This is a genomic window from Brevundimonas sp. (genome assembly GCF_027484365.1).
Classification (GTDB): Bacteria; Pseudomonadota; Alphaproteobacteria; order Caulobacterales; family Caulobacteraceae; genus Brevundimonas.
The window spans coordinates 23,935-39,375 of sequence record NZ_JAIXTC010000020.1 but is presented as its reverse complement, the minus strand read 5'-3'; the positions used below and the strand labels follow the sequence as shown (position 1 = coordinate 39,375).

General features: G+C 67.8%; 17 protein-coding genes and 1 tRNA gene. 12 read left to right on the top strand and 6 right to left on the bottom strand.

Features of this window, described 5'->3' with window-relative positions; translation table 11 throughout:
• Positions 1–335: 335 nt before the first annotated feature.
• The gene (locus Q0044_RS10720; protein WP_298162134.1) at positions 336–1,346 is read left to right on the top strand and encodes an SAM-dependent methyltransferase; all 1,011 of its coding nucleotides are present in this window, start codon (positions 336–338) and stop codon (positions 1,344–1,346) included.
• 3 nt (positions 1,347–1,349) lie between these two features.
• Here Q0044_RS10720 and Q0044_RS10715 read toward each other — a convergent pair whose 3' ends face one another.
• The 4 genes from Q0044_RS10715 to Q0044_RS10700 form a co-directional block, all read right to left on the bottom strand.
• Positions 1,350–2,681 carry a tetratricopeptide repeat protein gene (locus Q0044_RS10715; RefSeq protein ID WP_298162132.1) on the bottom strand — a complete coding sequence of 444 codons (1,332 nt, stop codon included), beginning with the start codon at positions 2,679–2,681 and terminating at the stop codon, positions 1,350–1,352.
• A gap of 54 nt (positions 2,682–2,735) precedes the next feature.
• Positions 2,736–3,872: a DegT/DnrJ/EryC1/StrS family aminotransferase gene (locus Q0044_RS10710; RefSeq protein ID WP_298162131.1), complete on the bottom strand. Its 1,137-nt coding sequence runs from the start codon at positions 3,870–3,872 to the stop codon at positions 2,736–2,738.
• Between the two features lie 43 nt (positions 3,873–3,915).
• Positions 3,916–4,101, bottom strand: coding sequence for a hypothetical protein (locus tag Q0044_RS10705; protein WP_298162130.1), 186 nt, complete (start codon positions 4,099–4,101; stop codon positions 3,916–3,918).
• 172 nt (positions 4,102–4,273) lie between these two features.
• Positions 4,274–4,948, bottom strand: coding sequence for a YiaD family glycine zipper/OmpA-like lipoprotein (locus Q0044_RS10700; RefSeq protein WP_298162129.1), 675 nt, complete (start codon positions 4,946–4,948; stop codon positions 4,274–4,276).
• A 255-nt stretch (positions 4,949–5,203) separates the two neighbouring features.
• Here Q0044_RS10700 and Q0044_RS10695 point away from each other — a divergent pair, with 255 nt between their 5' ends.
• Positions 5,204–6,115 (top strand): isopenicillin N synthase family dioxygenase, encoded by a 912-nt coding sequence (locus Q0044_RS10695; protein ID WP_298162138.1) that lies wholly within the window; start codon positions 5,204–5,206, stop codon positions 6,113–6,115.
• Positions 6,116–6,146: 31 nt separating this feature from the next.
• On the opposite strand, the gene Q0044_RS10690 is transcribed toward Q0044_RS10695, so the two are convergent.
• Positions 6,147–7,136 carry a complex I NDUFA9 subunit family protein gene (locus Q0044_RS10690; RefSeq protein ID WP_298162128.1) on the bottom strand — a complete coding sequence of 330 codons (990 nt, stop codon included), beginning with the start codon at positions 7,134–7,136 and terminating at the stop codon, positions 6,147–6,149.
• 199 nt (positions 7,137–7,335) lie between these two features.
• Here Q0044_RS10690 and Q0044_RS10685 point away from each other — a divergent pair.
• From Q0044_RS10685 to Q0044_RS10645, 9 genes are all read left to right on the top strand, one after another.
• Positions 7,336–7,422: transfer RNA gene (locus tag Q0044_RS10685), tRNA-Leu, on the top strand.
• 136 nt (positions 7,423–7,558) lie between these two features.
• Positions 7,559–8,173, top strand: coding sequence for a ribonuclease D (locus tag Q0044_RS10680; protein WP_298162127.1), 615 nt, complete (start codon positions 7,559–7,561; stop codon positions 8,171–8,173).
• Positions 8,170–8,826, top strand: a complete 657-nt coding sequence (gene lptC / locus Q0044_RS10675) for an LPS export ABC transporter periplasmic protein LptC (RefSeq protein WP_298162125.1) — start codon at positions 8,170–8,172, stop codon at positions 8,824–8,826. The genes Q0044_RS10680 and lptC overlap by 4 nt, the downstream gene beginning before the upstream one ends.
• 1 nt (position 8,827) lies before the next feature.
• Complete coding sequence (locus Q0044_RS10670; RefSeq protein ID WP_298162123.1) at positions 8,828–9,319, top strand: LptA/OstA family protein; 492 nt, start codon at positions 8,828–8,830, stop codon at positions 9,317–9,319.
• 6 nt (positions 9,320–9,325) lie between these two features.
• Complete coding sequence (gene lptB / locus Q0044_RS10665) at positions 9,326–10,120, top strand: LPS export ABC transporter ATP-binding protein (RefSeq protein WP_298162121.1); 795 nt, start codon at positions 9,326–9,328, stop codon at positions 10,118–10,120.
• A gap of 128 nt (positions 10,121–10,248) precedes the next feature.
• Entirely contained in the window at positions 10,249–10,752 is a 504-nt protein-coding gene (locus tag Q0044_RS10660) for a hypothetical protein (protein ID WP_298162120.1), read from the top strand.
• A 66-nt stretch (positions 10,753–10,818) separates the two neighbouring features.
• Entirely contained in the window at positions 10,819–11,205 is a 387-nt protein-coding gene (gene csgH / locus Q0044_RS10655) for a curli-like amyloid fiber formation chaperone CsgH (protein ID WP_298162119.1), read from the top strand.
• Between the two features lie 178 nt (positions 11,206–11,383).
• On the top strand, positions 11,384–12,463 hold the full coding sequence (locus Q0044_RS10650) for a helix-turn-helix transcriptional regulator (protein WP_298162118.1): 1,080 nt from the start codon (positions 11,384–11,386) through the stop codon (positions 12,461–12,463).
• A gap of 98 nt (positions 12,464–12,561) precedes the next feature.
• Positions 12,562–12,915, top strand: a complete 354-nt coding sequence (locus tag Q0044_RS10645) for a hypothetical protein (RefSeq protein ID WP_298162116.1) — start codon at positions 12,562–12,564, stop codon at positions 12,913–12,915.
• Here Q0044_RS10645 and Q0044_RS10640 read toward each other — a convergent pair.
• Positions 12,912–13,679 (bottom strand): DUF805 domain-containing protein, encoded by a 768-nt coding sequence (locus Q0044_RS10640; RefSeq protein ID WP_298162114.1) that lies wholly within the window; start codon positions 13,677–13,679, stop codon positions 12,912–12,914. The two genes, Q0044_RS10645 and Q0044_RS10640, sit on opposite strands and share 4 nt — an antisense overlap.
• A gap of 185 nt (positions 13,680–13,864) precedes the next feature.
• Here Q0044_RS10640 and rpoN point away from each other — a divergent pair, with 185 nt between their 5' ends.
• Entirely contained in the window at positions 13,865–15,367 is a 1,503-nt protein-coding gene (gene rpoN, locus Q0044_RS10635) for an RNA polymerase factor sigma-54 (protein ID WP_298162113.1), read from the top strand.
• Positions 15,368–15,441 lie beyond the last annotated feature (74 nt).

The following is a 15,441-nucleotide window of genomic DNA, read 5'->3' as shown; positions in this document are numbered from 1 at the left end:
AGCCTCTGAACCGTCGCGCCACCATCGGCATCAACTTCTAGGACGACTGAAAAGGCCCCGATCCCGCAAGGGATCGGGACCCGATCAGACCGAACTCGAAGACGCTGGAGGCGTCGGGCGAAAGCCCTGACGAAATCAGACAAGACACTGCGGGCCCGCCCTTCTCGTTCGAGATCGGCGGGTCCGTTTGTTTTTGCAGTCCTTCCGGATTGCAACGGCCCGCATCGGTCATCGCGGTTGACCTCGGTCGAGGTCATCGGCAAACCGTGCACGCCTTTATGGCTTATCCGCGCGTTGCCGAACGTGCCGGCAGACGTCTCAGTTCGGAACGCGCCATGCTTCGATTTTTCAAGATTCTGTCGGGACTTCCGGAACGCCTTCGTCGCGCCGAGGACCGCCTTCGGGTGATCAACCAGTATCAGGACGCGATGTGGTTCGCGTTCAACGAACACCGACGCGAGATGCGGACCGTCCTCGGTTCGATGTCCCTGCCGGACCCTTCACTCTGGCGCAATCAGCCGGCCCTCGTGCCCGGCCAGCCGGCCGCGAACGCCTTTCCGGTCGCGACCCTCTGCCGCCAGTCCAGCTTCGAGGAACCCTATTTCTCCTTCTGGGCGGCCCGATTGGGCGAGGCGCTGCGCTATCACCGCAAGCTCTGGGAGTTCGTCTTCATCTGCCAGGCCTTGTGGGAGCGGGGCGCTGTCAAACCGGGCGCGCGCGGCCTCGGCTTCGGCGTCGGCCTTGAGCCCCTGCCCGCCTTCTTCGCCTCCGAGGGCTGTGAAATCGTCGCCACGGACCTCAGCCCCGCCGCAGCGGCGGCCGAGGGCTGGGCGCAGTCGTCCCAGCACGCGATCGACAAGGCGGCGCTGCGTCGCCCGCAGGTCTGTCCTGACGACCTGTTCGAACGCAATGTCTCGCTCCGTCAGTGCAACATGAACGACATCCCGGCAGACCTCGTCGACTTTGACTTCTGCTGGTCGGCCTGCGCCCTCGAGCATCTGGGTTCGATCGAGAAGGGCCTCGACTTCATCTTCAACTCGGTAGCCTGCCTCAAGCCCGGCGGCTGGGCCGTCCATACGACCGAGTTCAACGTGAGCTCCAACACCGAGACCGTCGACGAACTGGCGACCGTCCTGTTCCGGCGCAGCGACCTGGAAAGGCTGGCAGAGCGATTGAACGCGGCCGGTCACAAGGCGGCAGTGTTCGATTTCGAGCCGGGAACCGGGCCCATGGACGTCTATATTGACGTCCCGCCCTATCGGGAGCAGCCCCACCTGGTCGCCGCCCTCATGGGTTTCGCGACGACCTCGATCGGCGTGATCGTCCAGCGTGGCGAGGGCGTCTGATCGTCAGCTTGCGCCGCCCGAGGCCGGATCGTCGCGTCGGCGGAAAGAGAAGGGCCGCAAGGTTCGATCGCTTGCATTCGGCTTCAGCGGCCCTTTCATCACCCAGCGGACGAAGCGCAGCCACGGGGTCGTTCTGACCCCGCGACGGCCGGTTGGAAGCGGCGCGCCGAACCAATAGTCGATCAGGGCCCGGAGATAGGGCGTGTTTCCCGGATCCAGCATGACGGCGCGCCGGATCAGACCTCGTGCAAGGGCCTTCTCATGGTTCAGCCAGCAGATGTGCGCCGCCCAGGCGTGAAGGTGGGCCACGTCGCTGGTTCGTGACAGGGCCTCGTCGACGATGACCCGGGCCTCCGCGATCCGGCCGGCCAGGACGAGGGCGTTGCCATAGTCGACGACATAGGTCAGGCCGCGATCGCTGGTCTGCACGACGCTGTCCAGGATCGTCAGCGCCTCGTCATGCTGTCCTTCGCGGCTGAGCAGGCGGGCCAGGCTGACCTGGGCATGATAGTTGCCGGGGCTGACGTCGACGGCGCGCCTGGCCAGGGCCAGGGCCGTCGCGGCCTTGTGTTGCGGCTGGGCCGCGGCGAGTTCTCCGAGATAGATCCCGTTTCGCGCCCGGCGACGGCGCGCCTCGCGTTGAAAGCCTCGGGCTTCGAAATCCCCGGCGAGCACATCCTTCAGAAGCGGCCCGAGCAGGCTGACATCCGCCAGATAGGTCGTGACCGGATGGGCGGTGTAGGGCAGGCGAATGGCGCGGAAACCCAGGTCCTGCTCGATGCGTTCGCCATGCCAGCGATCGGGACCCGTGGGGTCGAACAGAACCACCGGGCGAGCCGAGCAGACAACAGGGCCGCTCAACTCCGGCCGCCAACGGATCCGCTTTGCGTCCTGGGTCCAGCGCAACTCCTGTGGCGCGACCCTCGGATCGATCGAATACTGGGGGGAAAGCGCCAGGGCGTCTGTGGCCCCGACGGCGTCCGCGAAACGCAGGGCCGCATATCCGCCCATGCTGGAGCCATAGGTCACGACCCGGTCGGCCCCTGCCGTCGCTGTCCGGACGGTCGCCAGCGCCGCCGCCATGTCTGGATACTGGTACCAGTCCTCGGAGCGACCCATGACATGGATCGCCGAGATGCCCTCGGATCGCAGATAGGCTTCGCCGAAACCCGGACGGTCGAACCCCGGACCGATGGCGTAGTGATCGAAGGTCACCACCCAGCGATCGGACGGCCCTGCGGGTACGCGCCGCACGACGACGTCGTCGCTGCGGAACAGCTCGTCCGCGTCGAGCGCGGTTTCGGAAAGCGACCCCATGTCAGACACATAGAGCATCGCATCCGGCGGGCCAATGTCTGCAGCCGGCAGGCGAGCGGTCCGCTGTCGCGTTCAGGCGTCGAAGGCGGTCTCGATGACGTCGCAGACGCGGTCGACCTCGGCGTCGGTCAGGCCGCTCCCCGAAGGCAGGCACAGGCCGTTGGCGAACAACACCTCGGCGACGCCGTCGTTGATCATCGGGGCGTCTCTGAACACGGGCTGCAGGTGCATCGGTTTCCAGACCGGCCGGGCCTCGATGTTGGCCGCGTCGAGCGACAACCGGAGCCGCTCCGGGCCGACGCCGGTGATTTCCCGGTCCATCACCATGACGGTCAGCCAGCGGGTGTGGCGGCGGCCGGGGGCCTCCGGCGCGAAGGCGACCCCGTATCGCCCTCCCAGCCGGGCCTCATAGCGATCGAAGATGGCGCGGCGACGGGCGACCTTGGCCTCCAGCGTTTCCATCTGGGCGAGGCCCAGGGCCGCGGCGAGGCTGAGCATGCGATAGTTGAAGCCGACCTCGGCGTGTTCGTAGTGAACCGCCGGCAGTCGGGCGGCGGCGGCCAGGTTGCGGGCGCGCGCCACCAGCGCTCCATCGTCGGAGGCCAGCATGCCGCCGCCGCCGGTCGTGACGATCTTGTTGCCGTTGAAGGAAAAGGCGGCGGCCGAGGCCCCGTGGCCCGCGTGGCGTCCGTTCAGGGTCGCGCCGACGGCCTCGGCCGAGTCCAGGATGACCGGAACGTCGTGGGCGTCGGCGATCTCCCGGATCGCGTCGATGTCGCAGCACTGGCCGTAGAGGTCGGCGGGGACCACCGCGCGGACGGTCAGTCCCTCGGTCCTGGCCCGATCGAAGGCCTGTTCGAGCAGGCCGGGATCAAGATTCCAGTCGGCGGGGCTGCAGTCGACGAACATCGGTCGGGCCCCCGCATGAACGATGGGGCTGACGCCGCCGATGAAGGTCAGGGTCGGACAGATGACGGCGTCGCCGGCCCTCAGATCCAGCATCGTCAGGGCCAGATGCAGGGCGGCAGTGCCGGATGAGACGGCCGTGGCATGGGCGAAACCGGTCGCTTCTGCGAAGGCCCGTTCGAAGGCCTCGACCACCGGGCCTGCGGAGGAGACCCAGCCGGCATCGAAGGTCTCGAGCAGGCGGGCGCGTTCGGCGAGGCCGATGTCGGGGGCGGAGAGGGGGATGCGGGCGGGGGCGGTCACCTGTGCAGGTGACGCTGCGTCGCGGATTTCCGCAAGCCGGGGCTCAGCCGCTGGTGCGGATCAGGACGGCGTCGGAGGTCGGACGCGTGGACACCTGGCGGTCGACCACGGACTGGCCGATCGCGATCACGAGGGTGGCGGTGAGGACAGCGGATGCGACGGCTGCGGCGACCATCTTCGCGCCCTGGGCCAGATGGCCGTCGCCGCGATTCCAGATGTCCTGATCCATGCCGCTCCCCCGAGTCGTCAGAATGCTCAGGGACCACAACAGACATCAGGACGCAAGTCACTGAACCGTGTGCTTTAAACATAATTCGGCCGGCGCCCGATGGACGCCGGCCGAACTCACTCCGGGAACCGCTGCCGCTCGACGGGCGGCGGTGCTCCACGTTACTGGCGGATCAGCCCGTGAAGGGACGGATCAGGATCTCGACGCGGCGGTTCTGGGCGCGGCCCTCGACCGTGGCGTTGGAGGCGACCGGAACGCGCGAGGACTGGCCGGCGACGAACAGCCGTTCACGCAGCACGCCGCGTCCGATCAGGGCGTCGGCGACCGCGATGGCGCGGCGCTCCGACAGAGGCTGGTTGATCGCGTCGCCGCCGGAGGAATCGGTATGGCCGACGATGTCCACCAACGACCGGTCGTAGTCCTGCAGCACCGCCGCGACGTCCGCCAGGACGGCGTCGAAGCGCGGCTCGATGTTCGACTGGTTCACCGCAAAGGTGACATCCGAGGGCATGCGCAGGACCAGGTTATCGCCCTGGCGCGCCACGCCGACGCCGGTGCCCGAGAGTTCGGCCTCCAGGGCGCGCTGCTGGCGATCCATGTAGTTGCCGACGGCCGCGCCGCCCAGGGCGCCGACGCCGGCGCCGATCAGGGCGTTGCGACGGCCCTGCTCTCCGTCCGAGGTGTTGGTCAGATAGCCCAGCACCGCGCCGCCGAGGGCTCCGGCCAGGATCCCCGTGCCGGTGTTGTTGCGGCGAGGAGCCGACGAATAGGGGTCGGTCGTGGTGCAGGCGGTCGCGCCCAGCATGGCGGCGACGCCGAGGCCCGTGACGATCAGGTTCATGCGCATGAGATAGTCCTTTGAATGTCTGCTTCCGTATCGACCGGAAACGTCGCCTTATGGTGAAGGTTCCTCCCTGACCCCGGGATGAACGAACCTCGCCGGCGCGGCGTTGCGACCTCAATCTGCCAATTTCCGGCGGCAGGGCGTATGAACGCCTCCCCCGTCGGTCTCCGGATCGCCGCGCACGAACTGAAAGGCCCGCCCGTGACCTCCTCTCCCGACACCCCCTCCGTCGCCGCCAAAGGCATCGAGCCGGTTTCCATGTCGCGCTACGACGAGGACTTCCAGGGCTTCAGCGACGATCTGGGCGCCTCGTTCAAACGCTACGGCTTCGCCGTCATCTCGGATCACGGTCTGGAAGAGAGCGTGATCAAGGCGGCCCTCGACGACGCAAAGACCTTCTTCGCCCTGCCGGAAGAGGTGAAGCGCCGATACCACCAGCCGGGAACGGGCGGGGCGCGCGGCCTGACGCCCTTCGGGGTCGAGGCGGCCAAGGGGGCGGCGGCCGTCGACCTGAAGGAGTTCTGGCATGTCGGGCGCGAGCTGCCGGAGGGGCATCCCTATCGGCAGTATATGCGCGACAACCTGTGGCCGACCGAGGTCCCGGGCTTCAGGCCGCATTTCTACGGGATGTTCGAGGCCCTGGACCAGCTGGGCCGCAAGGTGCTCAAGGCCATCGCCCGCTATATGCAGCTCGGCGACGACTTCTTCGAGGACAAGGTCGAGCTGGGGAACTCCATCCTGCGGATGCTCCACTATCCGCCGGTTCCGGCGGGCGCGCCGGGCGTGCGGGCCGGAGCGCATGAAGACATCAACGTCATCACCCTTCTGCTGGGCGCCGAAGAGGCGGGTCTGCAGCTCAAGGACGCCGACGGCGAGTGGCTGGAGGTGGCGCCTCCGCCGGGCGCCCTGGTCGTGAACATCGGCGACATGCTGCAGCGGCTGACCAACCACGTCCTGCCGTCGACCAGCCACAGGGTGGTCAATCCGGCGCCGGACCGGGCCAGTTTCGCGCGCTATTCCACGCCCTTCTTCCTGCACTTCAACCCGGATTTCGTGATCGAGACCCTGCCGTCGACGATCTCGGCGGAGAACCCGGACCGCTATGCGGGCCGGTCGATCATGGCCGAGGACTTCCTGACCGAGCGGCTGAAGGAAATCCGTCTGCTGTAGTCGGTCCCTCTCCCGGCGGGAGGGGGGAGGGTCAGGCCGCTTCCGGCTGTACCGCGCCCGGACTTGTCGCGAACTGGCCGCCGCGGCGGTAGCGCCACAGATAGGAGGGTGCGATCGCCTCAAGGCCCGTCGCCTCGATTCCGAGCGCCGACAGGCCCTCGGCGCCCGGCGCCACGACATTGTCGGTCTTCAGCATCAGGACCTGATCGCGCGTCAGCACCGGGGGGATGCCGAGGACGGCGGTGATCTGGGCCAGCGACCCGACCATCTCGGCGGCGAAGAAGGGCAGGGGCGCCAGCAGGCGACGGCGGCCCGTCTCGCGCAGGATGTATTCGAGGATCTGTTTAAACGACCACACTTCGGGGCCGCCCAGTTCGAAGGTGCGGCCGGCGCTGTCGGCGCGGCTGACGGAGCGGGCGATGGCCTCGGCCACGTCGCCGACCCAGACCGGCTGGAACTTCGTCGCGCCGCCGCCGATCAGGGGCAGGGCGGGCGCCGTCGTGGCCATGGCGGCGAAACGATTCAGGAACCCGTCGCCGTTTCCGAACACGATCGACGGACGCAGGATGACGGCGTCGGGCCTGACCGCGCGGACCGCAGCCTCGGCCTCGCCCTTGGTGCGGCCGTAGTCTGCTTCGGAGCGGGCGTCGGCGCCGATCGCCGACATCTGCACCAGGCGGCCGACGTTTGCGGCGACGCAGGCCTGCGCGATGTTGCGGCTGCCCTCGACGTGGGATTGTTCGAACCCTCGGCCGGGGGTTTCGAACAGCAGTCCGACCAGGTTCACGGCGGCGTCCGCACCCTTCAGGGCGGCGGCGACGTCGGCAGGGGTGGTGATGTCGCAGCGGACGGGCTGGATCTGGCCCACGTCGCCGAGGATGCGCAGGTCCTGCGCCAGGGCCGGTTTCCGCACGGCGACCCGGACGCGCCAGCCCTGACGGGCCAGAGCGCGCACGGCCTGGGTTCCGACGAAGCCGGAACCGCCGAAGACGGTGACCAGGCCGGGGTTGGATACGGACATCGGGGATTCCTCGAAGGGGCGTCTGGAAAGGCCGCATGGGCCTGACAGGCGGGGGATAGACGATGGACCCGGCGCTCGCAACGCAGGGCTTGGCGCGAAGCGGCGAGAAACCGCCGAAAACCGTGTTGACCCGCTCCGTACACTGCCTTAAGGGTCCGCGCCTTCCGGTCAGGAACGCGTTTCGGCGCGGTTCTCCGGGGCCCAGGTGGCGGAATTGGTAGACGCGCTGGCTTCAGGTGCCAGTGATAGAAATGTCGTGGAGGTTCGAGTCCTCTCCTGGGCACCAGTTTCGAACGGCGTCGCATCGCAAGATGCGGCGCCGTTTCTTTTTGGCGCGCTATCCCTCGACGCCCGGAGTCTCTCTGCCTGAGCGCAGGGTCGTGCGCTATCGCCTCGGCGTCCCTGCTGGTTTAGGGGAAGGCATGACCGTTTATCTGCATGAAGGCGACCTCCCGGACGGCCTGGACCTTGGGCCCGAGGTCGCCGTCGATTCCGAGACGATGGGATTGCGATTCCGCCGCGACCCCCTGTGCGTCGTTCAGCTCTCGGCCGGCGACGGCGACGCCCATGTCGTTCGTCTGAACCGGCCCGACTATGATTGCCCGAACCTGAAGCGGCTGATGGCCGATCGGGACGTACTGAAGATCTTCCACTTCGGCCGCTTCGACATTGCAATGGTCGAGCTGCACCTCGGCGTGGAGACCGGGCCGGTCTATTGCACCAAGATCGGCTCGAAACTGGCGCGCACCTATACGGACCGGCACGGACTGAAGGATGTGGCGCGCGAACTGGCGGGCATCGACCTGTCGAAGGCGCAGCAGTCCTCGGACTGGGGCGCTGCGGAGCTGTCGCAGGCCCAGCTGGATTACGCGGCCTCCGACGTCCTGCACCTGCATGTCATCATGCGCCGGCTGAACGAGATGCTGGTCCGCGAAGGACGGATGGAGCTGGCCCAGGCCTGTTTCGACTTCTTGCCCGTCCGCGCCCGCCTCGATCTGCGCGGCTGGGACGAGATGGATATCTTCGCGCACACATGACGTTCGACGCAGGCAACGACAGGAAGCGTGCCGACGAGGCCCGGCTGGCCCAGCAGGCCGGTCGCTGGCGTTCGCGCTCCCGGCGGGTCCAGCTGTACCGCCGCCTGCTGCCGATCCTGATCGTGGTGCTCGCCGGCGGGGCCCTGACCTGGACCGTGTTCCGCACCGTCATGTCCGGAGTCGAGCGCGAGGCCAGCGCGGCGAAGGAGATCCGTCTCGACAACCCCATGTTCCACGGCCAGGACGCGGAGGGCCGGTCCTTCATCATCGGCGCCCAGGGCGCGGTTCGGGATCCGGCGACCGGCCGGTTCCGGCTCAACGGCCCGGTGCTCAGGCTCAATCTCGGCGGCACCCGCGTGACCGAGATGACCGCGGACGCGGGCATCTACAACGAGGCCGAACGCACGGTGACCATCGGCCCGAACGTGCGGATTTCCGATGGGGGGTCGGGCTTTGTCCTGACGACGCCGGAGGCTGTGGTCGATACGGCGACCGGCGTCGTCACCGGCGACAAGGGCGTCCAGGGACGCGGACCCCTTGGAACCATCTCGGCAACGTCCTATGCCATCCATGAACAGGGCCAGCGGGTCGTGTTCACGGGTTCTGGCGATAACAAGGTGCGGGGGACCATCAACCCCGCTTCCGGTGAATGACATGAAGACCAGCCACCTCATCCTGACCGGCGCGAGCCTCCTGGCCCTCGGGCTCGGCGGCATGGCGGTCGCCCAGACGCGCGCGAGCGTCAGCAACCAACCGATCGGCTACGGCGCTGACACGGGCGAGCTGACGAATACGGCCGTTTCCCTGCGCGGCCGCGCGGAGATCACCCAGGGCGACACCCGTCTGCGCGCCAACGCCATCGAGGGGGCGCGCGACGCTGCGGGCGCCCTGACGCGCATCGAAGCCTCGGGCGAGGTCTATTACGTCACCCCCAACGAGACGATCCGGGGCGACCGGGCCGTCTACACCGTCTCCAGCGCCACCGTCGTGGTGACCGGCGACGTGATCCTGACCCAGGGCCAGAACGTCCTGACGGGGGGCAGCCTGACCTACAATGTCGATACCGGCCAGGCGCGGATCCAGGGCGGAACCGCGACCAACGGCGGCCGGGTGCGCGGCGTCTTCTATCCGCAGGGCGCAAACTAGCCCTCGATGGCCCGCAAGGAACTCTCAGCCCTCAACCTGGAAGACCGCGAGGCCGCGAACGCCGTCGCGCCAGAACCTGCGCCTGAAAAAGGCCTGCGGGTGCGCAACATCGCCCGGGCCTTCGGCGCGCGTCAGGTGGTGTCGGACGTTTCCCTGACCGTCCAGCGCGGCGAGGTCGCGGGCCTCCTCGGCCCCAACGGCGCCGGCAAGACCACCTGCTTCTACATGATCACCGGCCTGATCCCGGCCGACAGCGGCTCCATCTGGCTGGACGGCGAGGACATCACGGCCCAGCCGATGTACCAGCGCGCCCGCATGGGTCTGGGCTATCTGGCGCAGGAAGCCTCGATCTTCCGCGGCATGACGGTCGAGCAGAACGTCATGTCGGTCGTCGAGCTGAACGAGACCGGCAAGGCGATCGAGACCGAGACCACCCGCCTGCTCGAAGAACTGCACATCGACCATCTGCGCCATGCCCCGGCGACCGGCCTGTCGGGTGGCGAGCGCCGCCGGGTCGAGATCGCGCGGTCCCTCGCCGGAAAGCCCAGCTTCATGCTGCTGGACGAGCCTTTCGCCGGCATCGATCCCCTGGCCATCGCCGACATCCGCCAGGTCATCCGCTATCTGGCGGGCGAGGGGATCGGGGTCCTGATCACCGACCACAATGTCCGCGAGACGCTCGACATCATCGACCGCGCCTCGATCATCTCGAACGGTTCGGTCCTGTTCGAGGGCACCGCCGACGAGGTCATCCACGACCCCGAGGTGCGCCGCGTCTATCTCGGCGATCTTTACGGCTGAGGCCTTCCGGGCCGGTGAACCGGCCGTGAATGCCGACTTCAGCCTGGCCTCAGTTCGCGGGTGATTAACCTTGGCTGCAATCCGCACCGGCATCGGGCCGGTCGCGGACACAGCGAGGAAGTCACACCATGAAACGCACGATCCTTGCGGCCACCGCCGCCACCCTGCTGCTGACCCTGGGCGCGACCCAGGCCAGCGCCCAGAACGCCATCGTCATCGACCAGTATGGCTCGGCCAATTCCTCCTCCGCCGCCCAGAACGGGCGCTGGAACCGTGTGATCTCGGAACAGTTCGGGTCGTCCAACGCCGCCCAGAGCCGCCAGCGGGGCTTCCGCAACTTCGTCCAGAGCACCCAGTACGGGTCCCGCAACGGCGTCAGCAGCCAGCAGAACGGCCGCAACAATTATTCCGTGACCGGTCAGTCCGGCACCGATCTCTCGGCCCGGACCCATCAGGACGGCAACAACAACATCTCCGGCATCGCCCAGATCGGTTCAGGCCATACGGCCGTGGCCGAACAGGCCGGCTCCAACAACATCTCGGGCATCATCCAGGTGGGCCGCGGCCAGACCACCCGCACCCGCCAGGTCGGCGACGGCAACGTCACCCTGACCATCCAGGGCGGCTACTGATCCGGCACCGGGACGGCGGTTTGCCGGCCGCCGTCCCGCTCACCCTCATTCCAGATGGAGATGAACATGAACGCCCGAAATTCTGCGGCCGCCATCGCGGCTGTGACTCTCGGCCTGTCGGGAAGCGCCCTCGCCATGCCGGGTCAAATGGCCATCACGCCTCAGGTGCAATGCGACATCGAGGTGGTGCAGACGCCGGATGGAACCCAGCTTCGGCCGGTCGCCCGATCAGGGATCGACCTGTCGGGCTCCTATCAGCTGACCGTGGAGACCTCGGGGCCCGCGGGAAGCTCCAGCGTGTCACAGGGGGGGGAGTTCGCGCTTCTTGCCGGTCAGGTGCAGGCCCTGGGGTCCGTGTCCCTCGGACGGGCGTCCGGCACCCGGATCGTGGCACGCGTGGATGTGTCCGGACCCAGCGGCCGAACCCGATGCGTGCGCCGGGTAACCCTCTGATTCGCCGCCGTTCGCCTCGCGCCAAACGCACGGGGCCGAGCTGGAAACAATCTCCTGTTCCAGCGCGGAGAGGTCGAGCGCCATGTCGATCTGGTGCCTGACCTCCCCGCGACCGGACCCGGACCGCCGCTCTTTACGACCGCCGCATAACACCGTCAGATGGGCGGCGGAGGTGCCGATGCAGTCTGAATTCATCGACCGGATCTACGAGTGTTCCGTCGTCCCGGAGCTGTGGCCCACAGTGCTGGACGAGATCGCCGGTATGACGGAATCGCGTGGCGGTCTGCTCTTTTCCGCCCGCAAGGCCCTGCACTGGACGGCGTCGGACACGGTCCGTGAGGTTTTCTCCGACTATGTGAATGACGGCTGGTTCACACGCTGCAGCCGCCGCGTCTGCCTCATGAACGCCAGTGAGCCGGCCTTCTTCACCGAGCAGGATTTCTGGAGCGAGGACCAGATGGGGGCCGACCCCATCTATCGGGATTTCTTCAGGCCGCGTGGACTGGGCTGGTCGGCGGGTACGGCGCTGCGGGTGCCCAGCGGCGACAACATCGTCTTCAGCATCGAGCGCGCCCTGGAACGCGGTCCGATCGAGCGGGACTATGTCGAGACCCTCAACGCACTGCGTCCACACCTGGCGCGCAGCGCCCTGATCAGCGCCCGGCTGGGGCTGCAACGGGCGGAAGGGGCGGCGGATGTCCTGACCGCCCTGCGGCTGCCGGCTCTTCTGCTCGACGACACCGGTCGGGTGGTCGAGGCCAATGAGATGATCCAGGCGATGGCCGATCAGATCGGATTCCGCGCGGGGAACAGGATCCTTCTGACCGACCGCGCGGCCAACGAGACCCTGTTCGCCATGCTGGGCGCCATCGGCACGCCGGACGGTGCGCAATCCTGCAGCTTGCCGCTTCGGAACGGTCTGGCGCAGCCGGTGGGCGTGCTGCACATGCTGCCGGTCCGGCGCACCGCCTGTGACATCTTCGGCCACGGTTATGCGCTTCTGGTCCTGACGCCTGTCGGGACGGACAAGTCGCCTTCCCTCGACCTGATGCGCTCCCTGTTCGACTTGACCCGTTCGGAAGCCCGGGTGGCCCAGGGTCTCGCGACCGGCAAGACGGCCGAAGAGATTGCGACAGAGGGTGATGTCGCCATCACCACGGTGCGATCCCAGATCCGCCGCGTGCTGGAGAAGACCGGCTGCGGACGTCAGGCAGAGGTCACCGCCCTGCTGGCCGGACTGGCTCTGGGCACGGCCTAGGCGGCGATCAGAGCCGCGGACGGCGTCATCAATCTGGATGACGACAGGCCTGGCCGCCCAAGCCAGCGTCCTTCAGCCCTGTTCTGGAGGACACGACCATGAAAAACGCTCTTAAAGTCACCATCGCTCTGTCTGGCGTCCTGGCCCTCTCCGGCTGCGCCGACCTCGTCACCGGCGGGCCCCTGATCCGGCCCGGCGAACCGCTGGGAGCCATCCGGGTGGTCAACGCCACGGGCAGTCAGCTGAACGCCGTCCTGATCTCAGCCTGTAGCGCCTCGACCTATGGGCTGAACCGCCTGCCCGACGGCATGGCGATTCCCTCGGGGGGCGCCTACGACTTCACCGTTTCCGCAGGGTGCTGGGACGTGGCGGGCGGCACGATCGGGGTCGGCGATGCGCGGGGCCGGATGCAGGTCGCGCCGGGCCAGACCTTCACCCTCCGGATCTACTAGAGCCCGCGACGACCGAAGGTCGGGGCCGGGGTTATGCCGTTGGAGGGGGCGGGACCGCCCCAGGCGACCGGCGCGCGCGGGGCAAGGGCGGGCGCAGCAGCGGGGGCTCCCGGTCCTGGTCCGAAATCGAACACCGGCTTGTAGGGCGCATCGGCGATCCCGCCCGCGCGCTTCGCCTCGGCGAACAGGGCGTCCAGCCGGGCCTCGTCCAGCGAGGAACCGCCTTCGCCGCCGTAGCGCTGGCCCGGATCGCGCGGATCGGGGCCGAAGGCGTTCTCGCCCTTGGCGCCCGGCAGCAGGGTCAGGACGAACAGGACCAGCTGGCAGACCATGCCGATCACGGACAGCAGCCCGGCCGCTCCCAGCCCCGCCAGGGCGGTACCGACGAAGGCCTCGCGGCTCGCGCCCATGCCGACGGCGCTGACCGCGGTGAGGATCGTGCCGAGGGTCATGACCGAACTCAGAATGCTGGGCAGCATCAGGCAGAGCCAGATCGCGCCGCGCCCGCTGTCGTGCAGGCGGCGGACAAGGACCGCATAGTTGGGCACGATCAGAGCGAGGACGCTGGCGATGATCACACCGATGGCGATCATCACGCCGGCCGAAGCCTGTTCCGTGTCCCCGGTGCTGCCCATGGAGACGGCGGCCAAGCCGATCAGCAGGGTGTACCAGAGCCCCTGAAGCACGGCAAAGAGCCAGTATTCACCGCGGCTGGCGCGTCCGTTGAAGTCGGCATAGCGGATCAGGGGGCGGAACATGATCATGGCGGGCGCGACCTGTCGGCTTGTCGAGGGTGACAGGCTGGCACGGGCAGCGTGAATGCGACGCCAAAAAGAGTGGTTAAGCTTACATCCCGCCCAGGCGCCGACGCGCGAAAGCCGACGTTAACCGGTCGCGGTCATCCTGACAGCAAGTTCCGGGCCACGACGGCCCTCGGGGGGACATCCGGGTGATCGGTCAGAGGCTTGAGGTTCGGCAGGGGCAGGGGCTGGTCATCACGCCCCAGCTGCAGCAGGCGATCAAGCTCCTGCAATTGTCGAACCAGGAGCTGGACGAATACGTCGAGGCCGAACTCGAAAAAAATCCGCTGCTGCAGCGCGAGGAGCCGGAAGCCGGCGCCGAGATCGCGCGCGAGGCCCCGGCCGATTCCACCGAACTGAGCTTCTCCGACACCGGGGCGTCGGACCGGTCCTCCACCGTCGATGCGCGCGAGGACGACGTCTATGGCGACGCCACGCCGGGCGAACGCACCTCGGACCGCCTGTCCGATGAGGCTGCCGAGCAGCCGGGGCTGTCGGACTGGTCCGCAGCGGGCAAGGGCGGCTCATTCAACGACGGGGACGGCGGGGAACGCCCCGAGCGCCACGATCCGACCCTGTGGGAGCATCTGCAGGACCAGGCGTCCTCGGCGGGGTTCTCGGCCACGGACCACGCCATTGCGCTCTCTCTCATCGATGGTGTCGATGACGGCGGATACCTCCGCGCAGAACTGGTCGAGATCGCCGACCGGCTGGGCTGCGGCCTGGACCGGGTCGAGGCGGTGCTGGCGGTCTGCCACGGCTTCGAGCCGACGGGCGTCATGGCACGGTCTGTGCCCGAATGCCTGAAGCTCCAGCTGGTCGAGCGCAACCGTTTCGACCCGGCCATGGCGGCCCTGCTCGACAACCTCGACCTGCTGGCCCGACGCGACCTGTCGGCCTTGAGGACGGTCTGTGGCGTCGACGCCGAGGACCTGTCGGAGATGATCTCCGAGCTGAAGGCCCTGACACCCCGGCCCGGCGCGGGCTTCGCCGGCGAGATCGCCCAGACCGTCATTCCCGATGTCCATGTGCGGCCCGATCCGGCCGGAGGCTGGCGGGTGGAGCTGAACTCCGACACCCTGCCGCGCCTGCTGGTCGACAAACGCTATCACGCCTCGGTCTCGGCGGGCGCGCGCACGGAGACGGAGAAGGCCTTCGTCGCCGACTGCGCGGCCCAGGCCAACTGGCTGGTCAAGTCGCTGGATCAGAGGGCCAAAACCATCCTGAAGGTCGGGTCCGAGATCGTGCGCCAGCAGGACGCCTTCCTGGCCTTCGGGGTGGAGTTCCTGCGCCCGCTGAACCTCAAGACCGTGGCCGACGCCATCGGCATGCACGAATCGACGGTCAGTCGGGTCACCTCGAACAAATATGTCTCGACGCCGCGGGGGGTGTTCGAGCTGAAGTTCTTCTTCACCGCCGCCATCCAGGCCACCGATGGCGGCGCGACCCATTCCGCCGAGGCCGTCCGTCACCGGATCAAGTCGATGATCGACCATGAGGGGCGCGATGGCGACGTTTTGTCCGACGACCGGATCGTCGAGATCCTTAAGGAAGCCGGCATCGACATCGCCCGCAGAACGGTGGCCAAATATCGGGAAGCGCTGCGAATTCCGTCGTCGGTCGAGCGCCGGCGCATGCTGAAGACGGGTTAATCGAACAACAAAGCGTGACCGTGAAAACGGTGTTCGCGATTGACACTTTTCGCGGTCGGTCGCGTTCTATCCCC